Source organism: Proteus sp. G2609, assembly GCF_963896135.1.
Taxonomy (GTDB): Bacteria; Pseudomonadota; Gammaproteobacteria; order Enterobacterales; family Enterobacteriaceae; genus Proteus; species Proteus mirabilis.
The window spans coordinates 51,987-73,536 of the sequence record NZ_CAWQNB010000045.1 but is presented as its reverse complement, the minus strand read 5'-3'; the positions used below and the strand labels follow the sequence as shown (position 1 = coordinate 73,536).

General features: G+C 39.5%; 20 protein-coding genes. 7 read left to right on the top strand and 13 right to left on the bottom strand.

The genetic code is table 11. The features are described 5' to 3' along the window. Nucleotides 1-2 precede the first annotated feature (2 nt). Both AACV01_RS17055 and AACV01_RS17050 read left to right on the top strand, forming a co-directional pair. A complete protein-coding gene (locus tag AACV01_RS17055) occupies nucleotides 3-941 on the top strand; it encodes an ACP S-malonyltransferase (protein ID WP_049218491.1) in 939 nt (312 codons plus the stop codon). A 21-nt stretch (nucleotides 942-962) separates the two neighbouring features. Then, nucleotides 963-1,973: a hypothetical protein gene (locus AACV01_RS17050; RefSeq protein WP_161682215.1), complete on the top strand. Its 1,011-nt coding sequence runs from the start codon at nucleotides 963-965 to the stop codon at nucleotides 1,971-1,973. A 57-nt stretch (nucleotides 1,974-2,030) separates the two neighbouring features. Here AACV01_RS17050 and AACV01_RS17045 read toward each other — a convergent pair whose 3' ends face one another. The 11 genes from AACV01_RS17045 to greB form a co-directional block, all read right to left on the bottom strand. Beyond that, entirely contained in the window at nucleotides 2,031-2,780 is a 750-nt protein-coding gene (locus AACV01_RS17045; protein ID WP_036972146.1) for an amino acid ABC transporter permease, read from the bottom strand. Nucleotide 2,781: 1 nt separating this feature from the next. Further along, nucleotides 2,782-3,519, bottom strand: coding sequence for an amino acid ABC transporter permease (locus tag AACV01_RS17040; RefSeq protein ID WP_004246784.1), 738 nt, complete (start codon nucleotides 3,517-3,519; stop codon nucleotides 2,782-2,784). 97 nt (nucleotides 3,520-3,616) lie between these two features. Next, nucleotides 3,617-4,456 carry an ABC transporter substrate-binding protein gene (locus AACV01_RS17035; RefSeq protein WP_004249074.1) on the bottom strand — a complete coding sequence of 280 codons (840 nt, stop codon included), beginning with the start codon at nucleotides 4,454-4,456 and terminating at the stop codon, nucleotides 3,617-3,619. 203 nt (nucleotides 4,457-4,659) lie between these two features. Further along, a complete protein-coding gene (gene phoU / locus AACV01_RS17030) occupies nucleotides 4,660-5,394 on the bottom strand; it encodes a phosphate signaling complex protein PhoU (RefSeq protein WP_004246786.1) in 735 nt (244 codons plus the stop codon). A gap of 14 nt (nucleotides 5,395-5,408) precedes the next feature. Then, entirely contained in the window at nucleotides 5,409-6,185 is a 777-nt protein-coding gene (pstB, locus tag AACV01_RS17025; RefSeq protein ID WP_004246787.1) for a phosphate ABC transporter ATP-binding protein PstB, read from the bottom strand. A gap of 30 nt (nucleotides 6,186-6,215) precedes the next feature. Further along, a complete protein-coding gene (pstA, locus tag AACV01_RS17020) occupies nucleotides 6,216-7,118 on the bottom strand; it encodes a phosphate ABC transporter permease PstA (RefSeq protein ID WP_004249075.1) in 903 nt (300 codons plus the stop codon). Between the two features lies 1 nt (nucleotide 7,119). Beyond that, a complete protein-coding gene (pstC, locus tag AACV01_RS17015) occupies nucleotides 7,120-8,079 on the bottom strand; it encodes a phosphate ABC transporter permease PstC (RefSeq protein ID WP_004246789.1) in 960 nt (319 codons plus the stop codon). 75 nt (nucleotides 8,080-8,154) lie between these two features. After that, the gene (gene pstS, locus AACV01_RS17010; protein ID WP_004246790.1) at nucleotides 8,155-9,195 is read right to left on the bottom strand and encodes a phosphate ABC transporter substrate-binding protein PstS; all 1,041 of its coding nucleotides are present in this window, start codon (nucleotides 9,193-9,195) and stop codon (nucleotides 8,155-8,157) included. 202 nt (nucleotides 9,196-9,397) lie between these two features. Beyond that, nucleotides 9,398-10,738, bottom strand: coding sequence for a two-component system sensor histidine kinase EnvZ (gene envZ / locus AACV01_RS17005; protein WP_161682213.1), 1,341 nt, complete (start codon nucleotides 10,736-10,738; stop codon nucleotides 9,398-9,400). Further along, complete coding sequence (gene ompR, locus AACV01_RS17000) at nucleotides 10,738-11,460, bottom strand: osmolarity response regulator transcription factor OmpR (RefSeq protein ID WP_004246792.1); 723 nt, start codon at nucleotides 11,458-11,460, stop codon at nucleotides 10,738-10,740. Before ompR ends, envZ begins: the two co-directional genes overlap by 1 nt. Before the next feature lie 148 nt (nucleotides 11,461-11,608). Further along, complete coding sequence (greB, locus tag AACV01_RS16995) at nucleotides 11,609-12,088, bottom strand: transcription elongation factor GreB (RefSeq protein ID WP_004246793.1); 480 nt, start codon at nucleotides 12,086-12,088, stop codon at nucleotides 11,609-11,611. A 181-nt stretch (nucleotides 12,089-12,269) separates the two neighbouring features. On the opposite strand from greB, the gene AACV01_RS16990 reads away from it, so the two are divergent. The 5 genes from AACV01_RS16990 (at nucleotide 12,270) to hemN (ending at nucleotide 19,000) form a co-directional block, all read left to right on the top strand. Then, nucleotides 12,270-14,603, top strand: coding sequence for a Tex family protein (locus AACV01_RS16990; protein WP_161682211.1), 2,334 nt, complete (start codon nucleotides 12,270-12,272; stop codon nucleotides 14,601-14,603). A gap of 454 nt (nucleotides 14,604-15,057) precedes the next feature. Beyond that, nucleotides 15,058-15,738: a CsgG/HfaB family protein gene (locus AACV01_RS16985; RefSeq protein WP_371747164.1), complete on the top strand. Its 681-nt coding sequence runs from the start codon at nucleotides 15,058-15,060 to the stop codon at nucleotides 15,736-15,738. A 24-nt stretch (nucleotides 15,739-15,762) separates the two neighbouring features. Then, nucleotides 15,763-16,113 (top strand): DUF4810 domain-containing protein, encoded by a 351-nt coding sequence (locus tag AACV01_RS16980; RefSeq protein ID WP_004246796.1) that lies wholly within the window; start codon nucleotides 15,763-15,765, stop codon nucleotides 16,111-16,113. Further along, on the top strand, nucleotides 16,110-16,766 hold the full coding sequence (locus tag AACV01_RS16975) for a DUF799 domain-containing protein (protein WP_004246797.1): 657 nt from the start codon (nucleotides 16,110-16,112) through the stop codon (nucleotides 16,764-16,766). The genes AACV01_RS16980 and AACV01_RS16975 overlap by 4 nt, the downstream gene beginning before the upstream one ends. Nucleotides 16,767-17,626: 860 nt before the next feature. Continuing rightward, entirely contained in the window at nucleotides 17,627-19,000 is a 1,374-nt protein-coding gene (gene hemN, locus AACV01_RS16970) for an oxygen-independent coproporphyrinogen III oxidase (RefSeq protein ID WP_020946400.1), read from the top strand. A gap of 29 nt (nucleotides 19,001-19,029) precedes the next feature. Here hemN and glnG read toward each other — a convergent pair whose 3' ends face one another. Further along, on the bottom strand, nucleotides 19,030-20,451 hold the full coding sequence (gene glnG, locus AACV01_RS16965) for a nitrogen regulation protein NR(I) (RefSeq protein WP_046334844.1): 1,422 nt from the start codon (nucleotides 20,449-20,451) through the stop codon (nucleotides 19,030-19,032). Nucleotides 20,452-20,461: 10 nt separating this feature from the next. Next, a complete protein-coding gene (gene glnL, locus AACV01_RS16960; protein ID WP_004249083.1) occupies nucleotides 20,462-21,508 on the bottom strand; it encodes a nitrogen regulation protein NR(II) in 1,047 nt (348 codons plus the stop codon). Nucleotides 21,509-21,550 lie beyond the last annotated feature (42 nt).

Sequence of the window (21,550 nt, the reverse complement as noted above, 5' to 3'; positions counted from 1 at the left end):
CTATGCCATTGAGAGAGAAAAAGTATTACCAAAATCAAGAGAGCATTTTATTTTTTCCAGGTCAGGGTAGGCCTTATTTAGGTATGGGAAATAGGGTATATCGTGACGTTCCATCAATAAAAGAAGTATGGAATTGTGCGAGTGAAATAGCAGGGTTCGATGTAAGGACGGTTTGTTTAAAAGGGCCCATGAATAAATTGGTACAAACCTGTTATCAGCAAGTGGCGTTAACAACTATCAATATTGCTTCTCTTTATTTACTGCGTGAGCATTGTTGTGTGAATGAGGCAGGTTATTCAGGGCACAGCGCTGGAGAATATTCAGCGTTATTTGCGGCGAACGTACTGGAACTTGAATCTGTCTTTAAGTTAATTAGTTATCGCGCATCTATCATGCAACAGCTCGCTAAGAATAACAAAGGGGTAATGTATGTTGTTAAAAATTGCTCTTATCAGACGTTATCAACATTGATTGACCAGCAAGATCTCGCAACAAAGGTGAATATTTGCTGTGATAACAGTGAACTTCACCAAGTTATTGGGGGGGAGTATGCAAGTGTACGTAAGGTTGTTAATCAATTAGCTAATATGAAAATAGAAACGAATAAATTAGCCGTTAATGGTGCTTGGCACACTGAATTGATGAGCGAAGGGAAAAATTTACTTGCTCACTTTTTACAGACAATCCCTTTTTCAATCCCAGATAAGCCCCTAGTGATGAATGTTTCTGCTGAGATTGTTAGCGATATTGAGACAATTAAACAGAATTTAGTTAATCAACTCACAGAAACCGTAAGATGGACAGCAACTATGGCGCTATGGTGTCATTTAGGCTATCACAATTTTATTGAACTTGGTGATAGCAAGTCATTGTATTATTTAGCGAAAAATTCACATACGCTAAAAGATAAAAATATATTGCATGTTAATGATTATATTTAATTATCTTATATAGGAGCGATTATGTTGCCTAATTATCATTATTATATGCAAGCGCATCATTATACTATGCTAACACCTATTTATATCGCCTCGATAGTATTAAGTTTATGCTTTATTAATAATTATAATGAGTTAAGTTTTTGGTTATTATTTATGGGTAACTTTGCTATTTTTATTGTCATTTTACTCAGTGCAATGATGAATGAGCGAATATATTGGCGATACTGTCTCTTTTCTGAAAAGTTTTATTTAAAAAATAATAATAAAAGCGAGACAAAAAGGACGATAATATCACGTTATTTTACTGTTTTTTCGTTAAGCTATATAATTGGGGTTATAATAATATTTCTTGTCACCTCTTATTTAATAGAGATTATTTTTGATAGTCAAATATATATTATTATTTTTCTTGGTTTTTTCTTGTCACCATTAATGATATGGTTTTTTATGTATTTTTTGATCAAGTTTTATGTCAGTTGTTCAATTTATTATTTGAATAACTTTTCTTTATATAGCCGTGAGAAGAAAAAATTTAACATATCCTATCTTATTGTTAATGAGGTTTTTTTAAGTTTACTTGTTAATTTTCCTATTGTTTTTCCGCTCCAGAACAGTGCTGCTTTCTCGTTAGAGCAAGGTTATCTTAATATTGAGTTTATTGTTGCATTAATTATTCTTTTATACAGTGTTCTGTTTATTATGCTTTTTTTGTCGAAGGCGAGTAAAATTAATTACTTAATGGGGATGATTATTTGTTATAGCTTTGAAGAAGATTTTGCTGAGGTAAAAAAAAGAGGCCTATTTTGCCGTGTATTATGGTTTCTGATTTTGATCCCTTTAGGTACATTGTTACTCTGTTTATTATTCTATTTGCTGAATATAAAAGAAAATTTCTTTTTAATTTATTCGGTGAGTTTATCTTTAGTTATTTATCTCTATTTTATTGAGCGGAGAAATAAACTCTATCAGGAATTTATATTAGCATTTGATATGATCTTACGTTTAAAAGCACTAAAAAATTTTAAGGAGTAAGACATTGTGATGGTTATTATTTAATCCCCTAATCAATATTATTAGGGGACGAATAAGTTAAATAATTTTTTCACTCAGTGAAGGTTTTTTATTAGGAATAACATATTGCCAAAAAGAGCGTTTTTCTTTTTGGGTGGTAAATAATTTCCCCACTCGGTTGGCAATTAACTCTAATGAAAAACAGAGCACAAAGTAAATAAAGGCAACAAATAAAAAAACTTCCATCGGGTACACCATGCTGCGATTATTAACTTGGGTTGCTAAGAATGAGAGTTCACCGACACCTACAACATAAGCGAGGGAAGTATCTTTAATTAAGGCTATCCATTGATTGATAAAAGAGGGCACCATCATACGTAATGCTTGTGGTAACACGATATACCAAAGCGTCTGCCAGCGATTAAATCCTAACGATAAACCTGCTTGCCATTGCCCTTTGCCAATAGCGAGAATACCGGCTTTAACACCATGAGCGATATAAGAGGAGGTAATAAGTGCTAGAGCACAGATCACGGTGGTTATCTCAGGAATTTCCATTCCTAATACCACTGGTAATAGAAAATAGAGCCAAAAAATCAACATAATGACCGGAATAGCACGGAAAAAACCTAAAAAAGCGGCAAATAAGTTAACCCATACCCCTCTAAGCATGGCGAGAGCGATCCCCCCAAGCGTCCCTAATATAATAGATACAATACCGGCGATCACACTAATAAATATAGTTAAAGCCGCACCTTCTAATGGCCCATCAGGATATGCGCCAAAAAGTAGATACTGCCAATTATCAGCAATAACAGTAAAGTCCATATTAATATCCTTGCGCTAATTTTCGTTGCTGATGCCATTGCCCCCAAGCTTCCATTAATGCAATGGCAGCGATATACAGTATGGTGGCGACGCCGAACGCTTCAAAAGTACGTAATGATTCAGTTTCAACTTGCCTTGAAGCATAAGAAAGCTCTGCGACACCTATGGCCATAGTGAGAGAGGAGTTTTTGATAATATTCATATATTGACCCAACAATGGCGGAAGGGCGATACGAAAAGCTTGCGGTAAAATGACATAACGCATGGATTGCCAGTGGGTTAAACCTAACGCTAAAGCTGCATATTTTTGGCCTTGTCTGACTCCTTGTATTCCTGCTCTTAGCTCTTGGGCAATAAAAGGTACAGAGTAAAAGGTAAGCCCAATAATACCGGCTAAAAATTCAAAAGAGGGCCAAGAGAGCGTTAAGCCAAATAAAGAAAGTTCATGTGGGGTGTTAAGCCATATCATGGCCGTTTGTGGCAATAGTTCACCAGAAGCAAAATACCAAAAGAAGAGCTGAACCAATAATGGGGTATTACGAAAGAGTGAAGTATAAATGGCCGCACACCAACGTAATGGCGCGATATGGCTATCATAGGCTGCACTGAGAAGAAAACCTAGTAATGTGGCAATAATGATAGTCCAGAAAGAGATAAGCAAGGTGATTAAAAACCCTTGCCACAGCCAACTTAAGTAGTGAGGCTCAAGAAGATAGTGAGAAAGAAACTGCGCAAACATAATTATTACCTATTGTAGACGCCAAACCCCGCAGTAGCGGGGTTGGTGTTTTATCAATAAATCATCGCGATGAATTAAGTCGTTATTTGCTCTACCATTAGGATTGAGGCGCTTGCTCAGACAGTGGGGCAAACTTAAAGTCACCACGAGGTTGAGCGGACTTAGTATCTGGGCCAAACCAACGATTATAAATTTCGTCTGCTTTGCCTTCTTTCTCTAATCTTAATAGCGTGTTATTAATCTCGTTAATTAAACGCTGTTCACCTTTAGCTGCGGCAACGGCTTGATATTCTCGTGTAATACTAAAGGGCGATATTTCAAAATCAGCTTTGATTTTCTCAGGTAAATTAGCTAATAACCCTACTAATTTAGCATCATCTTGGGTTATAGCTTGTACATTGCCATTGCGTAATGCGGCAAACGCAAGAGGGGTATCGTCATAGGAGATGACTTTAGTTTCAGGATAGCGTTCACGTAAGGTAATTTCCTGTACGGTGCCTTTGTCAGCCCCAATGCGTAATGACGCAATTTGCTCAGGGCTGGTTAATACGCCTTTGCGCGCGATAAATTTCTGTCCAGTAGCAAAATAAGGTACAGAGAAATCGACTTGTTTTGCTCGCTCTTCGGTAATGGTGAAGTTGGCGGCAATTAAATCGACTTTTTTAGCGCTAAGTAGTGGGATACGGTTAGCTGGGTTAGTTGGACGTAATTCCAATTTAACCCCGAGATCTTTGGCAATTTCATTCGCAATATCTGCATCATAACCTGCCAATTTTTTGGTTTGTGGATCGATAAAACCAAACGGTGGGTTACTATCAAAAATAGCAATGCGTACCACACCTGCCTGTTTTATATCGTCTAATTTATCGGCTTTTGCCAGACCAGAAAAAAGCACTGAGCCAGCAATTAATGCCGTTGCCAAAACACGTAATTTCATTATTCACCCCAAAAAAAGTATTCTCATTGTTATGTTGCCTATCACGCTATCAAGTTGTTCTAAGTTCATAAAATAATAAAAAATGATATGGATATGCTTTTATAGAATAAGTTAAGGAGAGATAGTGACTTTATAAACATAAATAAAAAAACAGAGGCAAATAATGCCTCTGTTTCAGAGAGTAAAGAGAGTGAATAAATTATTTAATTAGCAGAATGACTATCATCATTTTTTGTCAGCATTCTTTCTACTTGGTCACCCCCTAAATGACGGAAGTCATGACCCTTAACGTAGTAGAAGATAAACTCACAGATATTCTGGCAACGATCGCCAATACGTTCGATAGAACGAGCACAGAATAATGCCGTCAGTACGCTCGGGATAGTGCGAGGATCTTCCATCATATAAGTCATTAATTGACGAACAATACCTTCATATTCGTTATCAATTTTTGCATCTTCACGATAGACTCGAATAGCTTCTTCTAAGTCCATACGAGCGAAAGCATCAAGAACATCATGGAGCATTTGTATCGCATGTTGGCCTAAGGACTCTAAACTTACTAGCAGTGGTTGATGTTGATGTGAAAATTTCTCAAGGGCCGTTTTACAGATTTTTTCTGCCACATCACCAATACGCTCTAATTCGGCGATAGTTTTAGAAATCGCCATAATAAGGCGTAAATCACTGGCGGTGGGCTGACGTTTGGCAATGATACGCATACAGGCATCATCAATGGCAACCTCCATCATATTGACTTTTTGATCACCTTCAATCACTTCATTGGCCAATGCTTGGTCTTGGTTATGCATTGCGGTAATGGCTTTTTTTAATTGCTCTTCAACTAAGCCACCCATGACCATCAGTTCTGTACGGATATGCTCTAACTCAGCGTTAAATTGACCAGAAATATGTTTATTGTGGTTTAAATTATCCATGATTTGCCTCGTTATCAGCCATAACGCCCAGTGATGTAATCTTCAGTTTGCTTCTTCGCTGGACGAGTAAATAATGTATCCGTATCACTGAACTCGATTAATTCACCCAAATACATAAATGCAGTGTAATCAGAACAACGTGCAGCTTGCTGCATATTGTGGGTGACGATCACCACGGTATATTCGGATTTTAGTTCACTGATAAGCTCTTCAATACGACCTGTAGAGATAGGATCGAGTGCAGAGCATGGCTCATCCAGTAATAATACTTCAGGACGGATAGCAATACCGCGTGCGATACATAAACGTTGCTGCTGTCCCCCAGAAAGACTATAGCCACTTTGATGTAATTTATCTTTGGTTTCATTCCATAATGCGGCTTTGGTCAGCGCCCACTGAACGCGTTCGTCCATTTCAGCACGAGACAGTTTTTCAAATAAGCGTACACCAAAAGCGATATTGTCATAAATCGACATTGGAAATGGTGTAGGTTTTTGGAATACCATGCCTACTTTTGCGCGTAATAGCGCAATATCTTGCTTATCTGTCAGAATATTGTTGCCATCTAACAAGATTTCACCTTCAGCACGCTGTTCGCCATAAAGCTCATACATTTTATTAAAAGTACGCAGTAAAGTGGATTTACCACAGCCAGAAGGGCCGATAAATGCCGTTACTTTATTTTTGGCAATATCTAATGAGATATTTTTCAGCGCATGGAACTTACCATAGTAGAAGTTCAAGTCACGAACTTGGATTTTGTTTCCAGCGTTATCATTAGCCATAGTCATTCAACGTTCTCTCTTGCTTAACTTTCTGCGTTAGCCATGCTTATTTTTAGCAAACAGCACGCGCGCGATAATATTGATAAATAGAACACAGAGGGTGATCAGTAATACGCCAGCCCAAGCAAGCTCTTGCCATTGTGAGAAAGGGCTCATGGCGAATTTAAAGATAGTCACAGGTAAGTTGGCTATCGGTTCGTTTAGATCTGTGCTCCAGAATTGGTTAGATAGTGAAGTAAATAGCAGTGGTGCTGTTTCACCCGCAATACGTGCAATCGCTAATAATACGCCCGTGATAATACCTGATACGGAGGCTTTTAACGTGATTTTAGCGATCATCTTCCACTTGGGCGTCCCTAATGCATAAGCCGCTTCCCGTAAGCTATCAGGGACTAACTTCAACATATTTTCCGTGGTGCGAATAACAATAGGTATTTGTAATAACGCTAATGCCACAATACCCGCCCAACCAGAGAAGTGCTGCATTTGTGCCACCACAATGGTATACACAAACAGTCCAACAACAATTGATGGGGCTGATAATAAAATATCGTTGATAAAGCGTATGACTTCCGCTAACCATGAACGACGTCCATACTCAGCAAGGTAGATACCCGCTAAGATCCCCAAAGGAGTACCAATGACCGTCGCCCATAAAATAAGTAGACCACTACCTACAATGGCGTTAGCTAATCCGCCACCATCGGTGTTAGGGGGCGGCGTCATTTCTGTGAATAAGGCCCAAGACATGCCATCAAAGCCTTTGGTTACTGTAGAAAATAAGATCCACATTAACCAGAACAGACCAAATGCCATGGTAGAGACAGATAAAAACAGTGCGATACGGTTTTTTTGACGACGCCAAAGTTGGCGTTTATGGCGTATATGCAGTTCTTTTTCTGTTTGAACTTGTAATGAAGAAGAGGATGTTTTAGCCATCTTAACGTGCTCCTTCATTCTTAGATAAACGTAGTGTCATAAACTTAGAAATCGCAAGGACGATAAAGGTAATGACAAATAAAATCAGACCTAATTCCATTAATGCAGCGGTATGAAGACCTGTTTCTGCTTCGGCAAATTCGTTGGCTAATGCAGAGGTAATACTATTGCCCGGCATAAAGAGTGATGCAGAGTCTAACTGGTAGGTGTTACCGATAATAAAGGTCACAGCCATAGTTTCCCCGAGCGCACGACCTAATCCAAGCATCACACCACCTATCACACCGTTTCGGGTATAAGGTAAAACGATATTCCAAATCACTTCCCATGTGGTACAGCCGATACCGTAAGCGGATTCTTTCATCATCACCGGGGTCTGTTCAAATACATCACGCATTACAGACGCGATATAAGGGATGATCATAATTGCGAGGATAACCCCTGCTGCTAATATACCGATACCAAACGCAGGGCCAGAGAATAACTCACCGACAATAGGGACTGATGAGAGCACGTTGCCAACAGGCTCTTGGAAGTATGTGGCAAAGAGCGGCGCAAAGATAAAGAGCCCCCACATACCATAAACGATACTTGGAATAGCGGCTAATAACTCAATAGCGATACCCAATGGGCGCTTTAGCCAATTGGGTGCCAGTTCTGTTAAAAAGAGTGCAATACCAAAACTCACCGGAACCGCAATGATCAGGGCAATAATTGAGGTAACGACAGTACCGTAAATTGGTACTAAAGCACCGAATTCCTGTGCGGGTGGATCCCACTCTTTCGTCCACAAGAATGACAGACCAAATTGTTGAATACTTGGCCATGAGGCGAAAATCAGTGAAACAATGATACCTGCTAAAAGCAAAAGTGTAATTAACGCAGCTAGTCGAACTAGTGCGCTAAAAATAACGTCCCCTCGTTTACTCGGGGCCTTTATTACCGTTGTATGCTCGGCCATAAAGCCTCTTTAATTTATTACCCCCTGTGTTGCAGGGGGTGAACGTTAATCTATTTTTTAATGGTAACCCTTTGGTTAGTAAATTGGTTTACCATTACTGTCTTTGATGCTTGTTTTCCAAGCGGCACGAATTTGTTCTACCACTTCTTTTGGCAATACGGCGTAATCAAGATTTTTCGCTTCATCATTGCCTTTTTCATATGCCCAGTTAAAGAAATTCAGTACTTCTTTTCCTTTAGCCGCATCTTTTTGCGTTTGATGCACTAAAATGAAGGTAGTAGAAGTAATTGGCCAGGCATTTTCGCCTTTTTGATTCGTTAGGTCTTGTGCAAAGCTCTTACTCCAATCAATTTTTCTCGCTGCTGCGCTAAAACTATCGGCAGTAGGAGGAATAACTTCGCCATCTGCAGTGACTAATTGAGTATATGCAAGATTGTTTTGTTTTGCGTAAGCGTATTCAACATAACCAATTGAGCCTGGTAGACGTTGAACAAAGGCTGCGATGCCATCATTTCCCTTACCACCTAAGCCTGTAGGCCATTTAACGGTAGAGCCTGCGCCTACTTCATCTTTCCATGCGCTATTTACTTTAGATAAGTAGCTAGTAAAAACGAATGATGTGCCTGAACCATCAGCACGACGAACAACAGCAATGTTTTGGTCAGGTAGATTGAGTTTTGGATTTAGTTTAGCTATAGCAGGATCATTCCATTTTTGGATCTTGCCTAAGTAGATATTCCCGATAGTCTCACCGTCTAAGACAAGCTCACCGGATTTAATACCGGAGATATTGACTGCCATCACCACACCACCGATGACAGTTGGAAATTGGAATAAACCGTCAGCCTTGAGTTTTTCATCAGCTAATGGTGCATCAGAAGCACCAAAATCGACAGTATTAGCAATGATCTGTTTTACACCACCAGAAGAGCCTATGCCTTGGTAGTTAACTTTGTTGCCAGTTTCTTTTTGATAGCTATCTGCCCATTTTGCATAAACTGGAGCAGGGAACGTTGCGCCAGCACCAGTCAGTGAGGTCGTTGCCTGTGCAGAAAGAGCCGTCATTGAAAGTGCAGCGGCAATGACACTGGTCAGGGTGGTACGCATCAGTTTCATAATCCCTCCTGTGGGATAGGTAGAATAACTTTTCGACATCTATCAACTTCGGTTACGGTACGCACAGACAATAGGTCAGTTAGATGACAATTAAATGTCTTAATTGTGACAGTTTTATGACAAAGCAGAAAAACAGTGAAAATAATGTCTAAAAACAGGTGAGAAAAAATAAGAAGGGCATTAACGTTAAAAAGTGAGGATATTAATCATCTTCGTCTTCTTGCACTTTTAACGGAAAGTTGGCACGGATCAGTAACCCGCCTTTCGAGCTATCGCCGAGTTCGACAAAGCCACCATGGGCATCCATGATCCGACGAATAATAGATAGACCTAAACCCGCACCAGTGGAACTTCGTGCTTGTTCCCCTTGAACAAAGGGTTGGAATAAACGTTGTCTATCTTCTTTGGCAATGCCTGGACCATCGTCTTCAACTTGAAACCAAGCATATTCTTCATTTTGATTACTTGTGATGCTTATCCAACCATGTCCGTAGCGTGTGGCATTAACAATCATATTGGTAAGCGCCCGTTTGACGGCAATTGGGTTTGCTGTGATATTGATAGGATAAGGGGATAAATGCTCTTCGCTGACTTTACCTGAGTTAGATTCAGCGCAGATCACTTCACGCAATAGACTATTCATATCACATAATTCTAAAGACATCTCTTTACCTGTGCGCATATAATCTAAAAATTGACCGATAATGGCATCGCAATCTTCAATATCTTTATTGATAGAATCAGCTAGATAACTATCTTCAGGACTCATCATTTCTGTAGCAAGACGAATACGCGTTAACGGAGTGCGTAAATCATGGCTTACCCCTGCCATCACCAGTGTTCTATCATTATCTAATGAGCGAATATCTGATGACATTTGATTAAATGCTCGAATGATTGAACGCATTTCAGAAGAGCCAGACTCAGGTATTGGCGGAGGGATCACCCCTTTACCAATGCGTCGTGCTGCATATTCAACTTCATGCAATGGACGATTTTGAAAACGGTTATATAACCAGAAAAATGCCACTACGATGATGATAAAAATAATGGCTTGCCGATAAACGGGTAATAAGAAATTTTGCCCTAATTCGGTAAGTGGTACGCGTATCCATAGCGTGGGTGAGAGTTGGGTATTAATCCATAAAATAGGATACTCTAGGGTATTTTCTAGCCAAATCGTCGTATCACTATTGAGATAATCCGTCATCTGCTGGCTAAGTTCTAAATCTTCTCTTGCCCACTCTAAACCAGCTTTTAAAGCAGCGTCTTTATCAAAGAATGAGATACCTAACTCGTTGTAAATTTTATTACGTAAAGCGGGAGAAATTTTAAGTGGGGTGCCATCGACTAAGATCAGTTCTTCCGGTACTAGCGTACGAATTTCATACGCTAATACTTTATTAAATTGCTGGAGGCTTGGCCCGACAATAAGATGCTGTACAACAACATAACTGGCTATCAAGCTAAAAAAAAGTAATAAGATAACCAGAAATAGAGAGCGAGTGAGCTTATTGTGGGGTGAAAGCCTCAGCCTTCTCATTATGATACGCTCGTTCCATCAGGTACAAAGACATAACCCAGTCCCCAAACCGTTTGAATATAGCGAGGATGGGTGGGATCTTCTTCAATCATGCGACGCAAACGAGAAATTTGCACATCAATAGAACGCTCCATCGCACTATATTCACGACCTCGCGCCAGACTCATTAATTTATCACGTGATAATGGCTCTCGGGGATGTGAAACAAGGACTTTTAATACGGCAAATTCACCACTGGTCAAAGGCATATGTTGATCTTCGTGGAACATTTCCCGCGTACCGAGGTTAAGCTTAAATTTACCAAATGAGACAATCGCATTGTCTTGTGAAGGTGCTCCCGGTAGTTCGTTGGCTTGGCGACGAAGCACCGCACGAATACGGGCTAATAGCTCTCTTGGGTTAAATGGTTTTGAGATATAATCATCAGCACCAATTTCAAGTCCGACAATTCTGTCAACTTCTTCCCCTTTGGCAGTCACCATAATAATAGGGATAGGATTGTTTTGGCTTCTCAAGCGACGACAAATAGATAAGCCATCTTCGCCAGGAAGCATTAAGTCGAGGACAATAAGATGGATAGATTCGCGAGTAAGTAAACGATCCATTTGATCGGAGTTTGCCGCGGTGCGGATTTGAAAACCCTGCTCTGTCAAATAGCGCTCTAATAGTGAACGTAGACGTAAATCATCATCCACAATCAGCACTTTATAACTGTCTTGCATCTTTAAGCTCCCGAAGTGCAAATGCTTTTATTAGCGAATTCTATCATTGATAAGAATATTAAACCAAAAACAAAGAATAAATATTAATGATTTATAGGCAAAACTTGTTCTGACTTTGTATCTTAGAATATCACACTATTTATTTATCTTATTCCGAATAATATTTGATAGATAATACGCAGTAATTAACGATGCCACCTGGCGTTTGCACGCTAACTTCATCATCCACTTTTTTACCGATCAGCGCTCTCGCGACAGGGGAATCAATAGAAATCCACTGTTTTGCTGGGTCAAATTCATCAGGGCCGACTAGTCTAAATGTCTTAATGTTTTCATCATCGTCTTCAAGGGTTACCCAAGCGCCAAAATACACTTTTCCTTCTTGACGAGGATCTGGGTCAACAATTTTTAATTCATCAAGACGTTTGGATAAAAAACGAACTCGTCGGTCTATTTCACGTAATCTTTTTTTACCATAGATATATTCAGCATTTTCCGAACGGTCACCTTGAGCCGCTGCTTCAGAGACCGATTGAGTGACGCGAGGACGCTCTTCTTTCCAAAGATATTTTAGCTCTTTATCCAAGGCATGCCAGCCATCACGAGTAATATAGTTACTTTTTGCCATTACCAATAAATACGATCATCAACATTGAATTTCATACAGATACTATAGCGCGAATCACAGAATAATCTGTTATTTTCCTCATAAATGTCATGCTTGGCCTATAATAAGCGGAATTTTTTTCTTATTGCGCGTGTATAATAGCCATCTTTTTTAACCACTCCTCTCGGTAGGTAAATATATTATGAATGAATCATTAAGCCGAATTATTGCACAAGAGCTATCAGTAAAGCCCCAGCAAGTACTTTCGGCCATTACGTTACTGGATGAAGGGAATACGGTGCCTTTTGTGGCCCGTTACCGAAAAGAGGTAACTGGTGGGTTAGATGATACTCAGCTTCGTCAATTGGAAACCCGCCTGAGTTACTTACGGGAACTCAATGATCGTCGCCAAACTATTTTAAAATCAATTGAAGAGCAGGGGAAACTCACAGAAGAATTACGCTCTTCGATTAATGAAACGCAAAGTAAAACAGAACTTGAAGATCTCTACCTTCCTTATAAACCGAAACGTCGTACTCGTGGGCAAATTGCAATTGAAAATGGCTTAGAGCCATTAGCTGATTTGTTATGGAATGAACCACAACATACTCCTGAAGACGCAGCAAGTGCATATATCAACCCTGAAAAAGGAATAGATGATAGCAAAGCAGCCTTGGATGGGGCTCGCTATATCTTAATGGAACGCTTTGCAGAAGATGCTGGATTATTAGCTAAAGTTCGCCAATATTTATGGAAAAATGCGCATCTTGTTAGCAAAGTTGTTGACGGAAAAGAAGCAGAAGGCGCTAAATTTAGCGATTATTTTGATACTCATGAGCCGATTGCTCATGTACCTTCTCACCGTGCATTAGCGATGTTTCGTGGTCGTAATGAAGGTATTTTGCAGTTATCACTTAATCCTGATCCACAATTCGAAGAAGCCCCCAAAGAGAGCTATGGCGAACAGTTGATTACGGAGCATTTAGGTTTACGTCTTAATAATCAACCCGCGGATAGTTGGCGTAAAGCCGTTGTCAGCTGGACTTGGCGTATAAAAGTGTTAATGCATCTTGAAACTGAATTAATGGGTCAGTTACGTGAGAAAGCGGAAGATGAAGCCATTAATGTGTTTGCACGTAACCTAAAAGATCTCTTAATGGCCGCACCTGCAGGTATGCGAGCTACGATGGGGCTAGATCCTGGTTTACGTACTGGGGTTAAAGTCGCGGTGGTGGATAGTACCGGTAAGCTGATTGCGACAGATACTATTTATCCTCATACCGGACAAGCGGATAAAGCCGCTGCTAGTGTAGCGGCATTATGTATTAAGCATAATGTAGAGTTAGTGGCGATTGGTAACGGTACTGCATCACGTGAAACAGAGCGCTTTTTTGCTGATACAGTAAAACGCTACCCAGAAGTTAAAGCACAAAAAGTGATCGTGAGCGAAGCCGGGGCATCGGTTTATTCGGCATCAGAGCTGGCAGCTAAAGAATTTCCGGATCTGGATGTTTCTCTTCGTGGCGCTGTTTCTATCGCTCGTCGTTTACAAGATCCATTGGCGGAATTGGTAAAAATTGACCCTAAATCTATCGGGGTGGGTCAATATCAGCATGATGTGAGCCAAACATTATTGGCAAAAAAATTAGATACTGTTGTTGAAGACTGTGTAAATGGTGTCGGTGTTGATTTAAATACAGCCTCTGTACCGCTATTGACGCGAGTGGCGGGGCTTAGCCAATCTATTGCTCAAAATATTATTGCTTGGCGTGATGAAAATGGCCGTTTTGTGGATAGAAAACAGTTACTCAAAGTGGCGCGCTTAGGGCCTAAAGCGTTTGAGCAGTGTGCGGGATTTTTACGTATTCGTGATGGTAAAAATCCACTTGATGCCTCAACGGTTCACCCTGAAGCCTATCCTATTGTTGAAAATATCTTGCAATCAATACATCAAAAAATTGATCAAGTCATGGGCAATAGTGCATTACTTTCACAAATCAATGCCAGAGAGTTTGTCACCGAGCAGTTCGGTTTGCCTACCATTAATGACATCTTAAAGGAGCTTGCTAAACCGGGGCGTGATCCTCGACCTGAGTTTAAAACAGCCACCTTTGCCGAAGGTGTTGAAACAATGAATGATTTAGTCAGTGGTATGATATTGGAAGGTACTGTAACTAATGTGACTAATTTTGGTGCCTTTGTGGATATTGGGGTACACCAAGATGGATTAGTGCATATTTCATCACTGTCGGATAGATTTGTTGAAGATCCCCATACTGTGGTAAAAACCGGCGATATTGTGAAGGTAAAAGTCCTTGAAGTTGATTTACCGCGTAAACGTATTGCGTTAACCATGCGTTTAGATGAAGTGGCTGCTGATAGTGATCATAAACGCCAGTCAGTGACTAAGGATAATGCTTCTAAACATAGTCGCGGGCAAAAACCGACCAGAAACCACCAATCAAATACGGGTAACAATGCAGGTAATAGTGCGATGAGTGATGCATTGGCCGCAGCATTTGGTAAAAAACGCTAATATCTTATAGGTAGCCATCAATATCAACGTGAAGTAATAAATTTTATTACTTCACGTTTCATAACTATTCACTCAATCTATGGTTTGGTGAATAAAAAGCCAAAAGTAATCAGCAATTAAATTATTTTGTTAATATAAAATATACTTTTAGTCTTTTGTCTGAGTCTGCTTTTATCTAACTTAAGGTATATTGCTAATATAATAGATAGAATATAACGTATTTTATCTTTATATTCATTTGTTGTTTCTTTTATCAACATTTTTCTATTTTCCCTATGGGTGATTAATTTTATATTAAAAATAAGTTGATCCCATTATTAACCTTACTACTGTTATGGTTTAATGGCGGGTAAAATAGAAACGTAAATTAAAATTTATCTTATTTTATTGTTCGTCATAGGATTTGCACAACAAAAAATCAATGACGATAGGTTTATTTCACCAATATTGGATGATGAAAATGACATTTAATAAATTATCATTAGGGGTAGTTTTACTTTCTGCTTCATTACTAGCAGGTTGTGCCTCAGAATCTTCTCGCTCTTTAGAGGTTGCTAAAGTGGCTACCTATAATACGACTTACTCAGGACCTAAGAGTGCCATTTCTATTGGTAAGTTTGATAACCGTTCTAATTACATGAATGGTATTTTTTCTGATGGTGTGGATAGATTGGGTAATCAATCTAAAACGATTTTAATTACACATTTACAACAAACAGGCCGTTTTAATGTTTTAGATCGCGCTAACTTAACGGAGTTAACACAAGAAGCGAAGATTAAAGGCCAAAGTCAGCAATTAAAAGGCGCAACTTACGTTATTACTGGTGATGTGACAGAGTTTGGTCGCAAAGAAGTCGGTGATCGCCAACTATTTGGTATCTTAGGACGTGGAAAAACCCAAGTTGCTTATGCCAAAGTGAACTTAAATGTTGTGAATGTGAATACCTCTGAAGTGGTGTTCTCTACGCAAGGTGCGGGGGAATATGAGCTTTCTAATCGTGAGATTGTTGGTTTTGGTGGCACAGCAAGTTATGACTCAACACTTAATGGTAAAGTGCTTGATTTAGCCATTCGTGAAGCGGTGAATAATTTAGTTGCAGGGATTGAAAGCCATGCTTGGCAGCCTGAGCAGTAACCCCAATTTTATAAGGATATAAAAATGTCAAAATCATTGCTGGGGTTGCTATTTGCCTCGTTGTTATTGGTTGGGTGCCAAGCGCCAAAGCCTCTCTATAACTGGGATAGTTATCAAACGGTGGTATATCAATATTATCAACAAAGTGAAAGTGATCCTCATGCGCAAATCGATGCATTGAAAAAAAGCATCGAGGTTGCCCGAGCAAAATCATTAGGCGTTCCACCGGGGTTACATGCACATTTGGGCATGTTATATGTGACCACTGGCGCATTAGACTTAGCCATGAGTGAGTTTGATCAGGAGAAAACTCTTTATCCTGAATCAGCAAAGTTTATGGATTTTCTGATGAAAAATAAGGGAGCACAAAAATGAATCGCATTTTAACGTTAGTTTTTGTGGCATTTGCTTTTGTGTTATCAGGATGTGCAGAGCCAGTCAAAACAGACTATACCGCCTTTAAAGCAAGTAAACCAAAAAGCATTTTAGTGCTGTTACCTAAAAATCAGACTCCAGAAGTAGAAGCTGCCCATAGTTTTTTATCTCAAGTGACTTATCCTTTGGCGGAAGCTGGTTATTATGTTTTTCCTGTCGCCGTTGTTGAAGAGACCTTTAAACAAAATGGTTTGTCAACGGGAAGCGATATCCAAGCGGTAAGTCCTAGTAAGTTACGTGAGATTTTTGGTGCGGATTCTGTGCTCTATTTGGATGTCACCCAATATGGTACTTCTTATCAAGTGATCGCCAGTGAGACGCGTGTCAGTGCCAGTGCTAAATTGGTTGATTTACGTAATGGAGCCTTACTGTGGAGTGGACATGCCAGTGCATCGAGTGCAGAAGGGGATACAGCATCGAATGGTTTGGTGGGCATGTTAGTTTCTGCAGTAGTGACTCAAATTGTTGATACTATTGCAGATAAAAGTCATGAAATTGCAGGAGTAGCAAGTGTGCGTTTACTTTCTGCTGGACATGCCAATGGGATCTTATATGGTCCTCGCTCTCCCCACTATGAAAAAGAGGGACAATAACGGTTTGTTATAGTGATTACTCTTTTAAAAGACGCGGTTTATATTGTAAATATAAGCCGCGTTTTTATTTATCTATTATAAATAATAATTATTCTTATTTATATTGGGCGATTTTATCTGCATTTTATATAAACAGCGTGCGACTACTGATTTGAGAGTGAAACATTAAGGGGGAAATGATATATCGCAGAGAACTAACCATCCTTGGTTGATTGTCCATTTCCTTCCGTGGCGCGTAATCCTTAATTCGGAATATATAAAGAGACGATTAAATAAGAGAAATATCAGAATGAATGCGAAAAGGTAATGGGGAGTGCTATCTTTCCTTGTAATATAGCGACCTTTATTCTTTTACTGAGCCTCAAATTTAAATCAAAACACGACTTAATTGGATATTAATCAATGTTTAAATATAGAGTATGTAATATTATAAATTAGGTAAAGGGCTAATTATCATTATAATTATAACTATCGAATTATGAGAGAATAAAAATATAATAAAATTAATAAAACGATATATTTATTTATTTTAAAGTGTATTTTGAGTAATATATTTTTTTTAATGTGTTATAAAAATAATCGAAAAAAGATGTGTCATTAAAATGCGCTACTAACATATTGAATAAACTTAATTTATTCATAAATAAATTTTAACAGTAATACTATTTCCGTTTAATGTGATCTATATCATATTTTTTACTTGAGTGATTATTTACAGATAGAGTGAAAAGGTCAAAAACAGGATCTTTTTTTCTCTCGTGTTCAGTTAAGCATTTATTGGTTACACTATTATTTCTGGTGGTCATAATGTCTGTTGGCTGGTATGGCACATCGGCGGTTCACTTTTGGAAGGTAGAAGCATGTCAGAACAAACAATTATTTGGGATCTTGACCTGATCCATAAGTATAACTATTCAGGTCCGCGCTACACATCATACCCAACGGCATTGGAATTTAATCAGCAATATAGTGATGCGGATTTCGAACAAGCAACAAAGCGTTATCCCGAACGACCTCTATCACTGTATATTCACATTCCTTTCTGCCATAAGTTATGTTATTTCTGCGGCTGTAATAAAATTATCACGCGCCATAAACATAAAGCTGATGAATATCTTGATGTTTTAGAAAAAGAAATTATTAATCGCGCTCGCTATTTTAAAAATAGAAAAGTGACCCAAATGCATTGGGGGGGCGGTACTCCCACTTTTCTTGATAAACAGCAAATTAGTCGCTTAGTCGCTTTATTAAGACAACATTTTCATTTTGTGGAAAATGCTGAGCTCTCTATTGAAATTGATCCCCGTGAGATTGAGTTAGATGTTATTGATCATTTACACAATGAGGGATTTAACCGCCTAAGTATGGGGGTGCAAGATTTTAATAAAGAGGTACAACAAAAAGTTAATCGTGAACAAGATGAAGCATTTATCTTTTCATTAGTAGCAAGAGCGCGTGAAGTGGGCTTTCATTCTACCAGTATTGATTTGATCTATGGGCTACCTAAACAGACTAAAGAAAGTTTTGCTTTTACGTTAAAAAAAGTGATTGAATTGTCCCCTGATCGCTTAAGTGTGTTCAATTATGCACATTTACCTAATTTATTTGCCGCACAACGTAAAATTAAAGATGAAGATTTACCACTTGCAGAAGAAAAGTTAGAGATCTTGCAAGAGACTATCACCACACTCACCACAAATGGTTATCAGTTTATTGGTATGGATCACTTTGCTAAGCCTGATGATGAATTAGCGGTTGCACAACGCCAAGGTATTCTACATCGTAATTTCCAAGGATATACCACTCATGAAGAGTGTGACTTATTGGGAATGGGCGTTTCAGCTATCAGTATGCTGGGTGATCACTATGCGCAGAATGAAAAAGTGCTAAAAGAGTATTATGCTCGCGTAAATAGCGAAGGGCATGCGTTGTGGCGTGGACTCTCTCTAACCCATGATGATTGTATTCGTCGCGATGTTATTAAAACCTTGATTTGTAATTTCCATCTTAACTTTACTGAGATTGAACATCTATATCAGCTTGATTTCCAAGATTATTTTAAAGAAGACTTAGCATTGCTTGCACCAATGGCAGAAGATGGATTGGTGGAGATCAGCGCAGAAAAAATTCAGGTCACTCCAAGAGGACGTTTATTGATCCGTAATATTTGTATGTGTTTTGATACTTATTTACGTAATCAAATGCGCCAACGCCAATTCTCTCGAGTGATTTAGTGGGCAAAAATAAAAGGGAGGGGAGTGACTTAAAACTCCTCTATACCTAACTCTTTTAATTTACGTGTCAGCGTATTTCTTCCCCATCCTAATAAACGTGCAGCATCTTGTTTATGGCCTTTTGTATAGGAAAGCGCACTGAGTAGTAAGGTGCGCTCAAATTGTGGTAGAGCATCATGAAGAATATTTTCTTTGCCTTCACTGAATACCTCATCCGCCCATAATGAAAGATGTTGTGACCAATGTTGAGAGGAGACTCGAGGTATCGATTTGCTCTTCTCATCTGATTGGCGGATCTCTTGAGGTAAATCTTGCGGCATAATCTCTTGGCTAGCGGTCATAACCGTTAACCAACGACATACGTTTTCTAATTGTCTGACGTTACCTGACCAGTGGTATTCCATCATGCAATGTAAACTTTGCTGGTGGAGCACTTTGGTTTCAACACCAAGCTCTCGAGCGGTTTTTTGGAGAAAATAACGCGCTAAGCTTGGAATGTCTTCTGTTCTATCACGCAGTGGGGGCAATTGAATACGTATTACATTGAGTCGATGGTAGAGATCTTCACGAAAATCACCTTCCATTACGCGTTTTTCTAAGTCTTGATGAGTCGCGGCAATAATACGCACATCGACTTTCACAGGGGCATAACCGCCAACACGATAAAATTGTCCTTCAGCCAAGACGCGTAATAAGCGGGTTTGAATATCCAGTGGCATATCGCCAATTTCATCAAGAAAGAGGGAACCGCCATTTGCTTGTTCAAAACGGCCTTGGCGTACTTGAGATGCACCAGTAAATGCCCCTTTTTCATGACCAAAAAGTTCTGATTCAATTAAGTCTTTGGGAATAGCCGCCATATTGAGTGCAATAAAAGGGGCTTGTGCTCTCGGACTATGGCGATGAAGAGCATGTGCAACTAATTCTTTACCAGTACCCGACTCGCCATTGATAAGCACACTAATTGATGAGCGAGAAAGGCGACCAATAATGCGATAAACCTCTTGCATCGCAGGGGCTTCGCCAATCATGTCAGAGACAGATTGAAGGTTAGTTTCTGTTGTATTAGGTTGTTTTTGCTCTCGATAGTGCGTAATAGCACGATGAATGAGTGCAAGTGTATCATCAATATCAAAAGGCTTGGGGAGATAATCAAATGCCCCTTGCTGATAAGCATTTACCGCGGCATCAAGATCAGAATGCGCTGTCATGATAATAACCGGCAACGTAGGGTGTTGCTCTTTAACGCTTTTTAATAGAGATAAGCCATCAATATCAGGCATACGAATATCTGATAATAATACATCGGGAAGTTCACTATTGAGTGCACTGAGGACGTCATTAGCGTGTTCGAAGGTTTTACATGTAAGGCCTTCTCGTGTAATGGCTCGCTCAAGCACCCAGCGAATAGAGCTATCATCATCGACAACCCATATATTTCCTTTTTGCATTGGTTATCTCCTATTTTATTGGCAAGTAAATAGAAAACTCGGTATTTCCCGGCCAACTGGTAAACTCAATTTTACCGGCGTGTTGGTCGACTAAGCTACGTGCAATGGATAAACCAAGGCCATTTCCGCCTTCTCTGCCACTGACCATCGGGTAAAAAAGCGTGTCTTGTAGATGAGGAGGAATACCGGCACCAGTATCAATCACATCAATGCGAGCCACCAGTCGATGACGTTCACCCTGCAGTGTGACTTGGAACGCTGTTCGGGTTCGCAAAATAATAGTTCCCCCAGTTTTCTCCACTGCCTGTAATGCATTGCGGGTGATATTTAACAATACCTGCTCAATCTGATCCGGATAGTGTGAAAGCTCAGGTAGACTAGGATCATAATCTTTGAGTAAGGTGACATTTTCAGGGCATTCTAATGTGATAAGTTGTGCAACACGCTCTACAACATGATGAATACTCTGAAAGGTTTTGGTGCCGGGATGTTGTGGACCGAGTAACCTATCTACAAGCGCTCTTAGGCGATCGGCTTGTTCAATAATGACTTGGGTATACTCAGTCAGCGCAGGATCAGGTAATGATTTTGCTAATAATTGAGCCGCCCCTCGTAATCCACCGAGTGGATTTTTAATTTCATGTGCCAGTCCCCTAACCAATTCCCTAGCCGCCATTTGTTGTGCTTGTTGTATCTGCTCTTGGCTTAACCGGCGTTGACTATCCATAGGCGCCAGCTCCAACAAAATGTGTTGCTCGGAAATAGGCTGGGCACTGAGCGACATAGTGTGTGATTGGTTATTAATAACCAAAATCACTTCGTTATCAGTGAAGCTTTGCCCATTTGCTAATGTTTCACGCATTAACTGTTCATCAAAAGAGGAATAACTAAACAGTGCGCTAAAAGGGGTTTCAAATAATTTGCGACGACTTTGAGCCAGTAATTGCAATGCAGCATGGTTTGCATAGCAAATAATAAACTCTTGGTTGATAACCAATACTGAGTGGATTAATGAATCCAAAATAAGTGTGTTATCAGGTAAATCCGCCGTTTCCATATTGAATACTCCCATTGCACCATTTTAGTGCATCTTACCTTT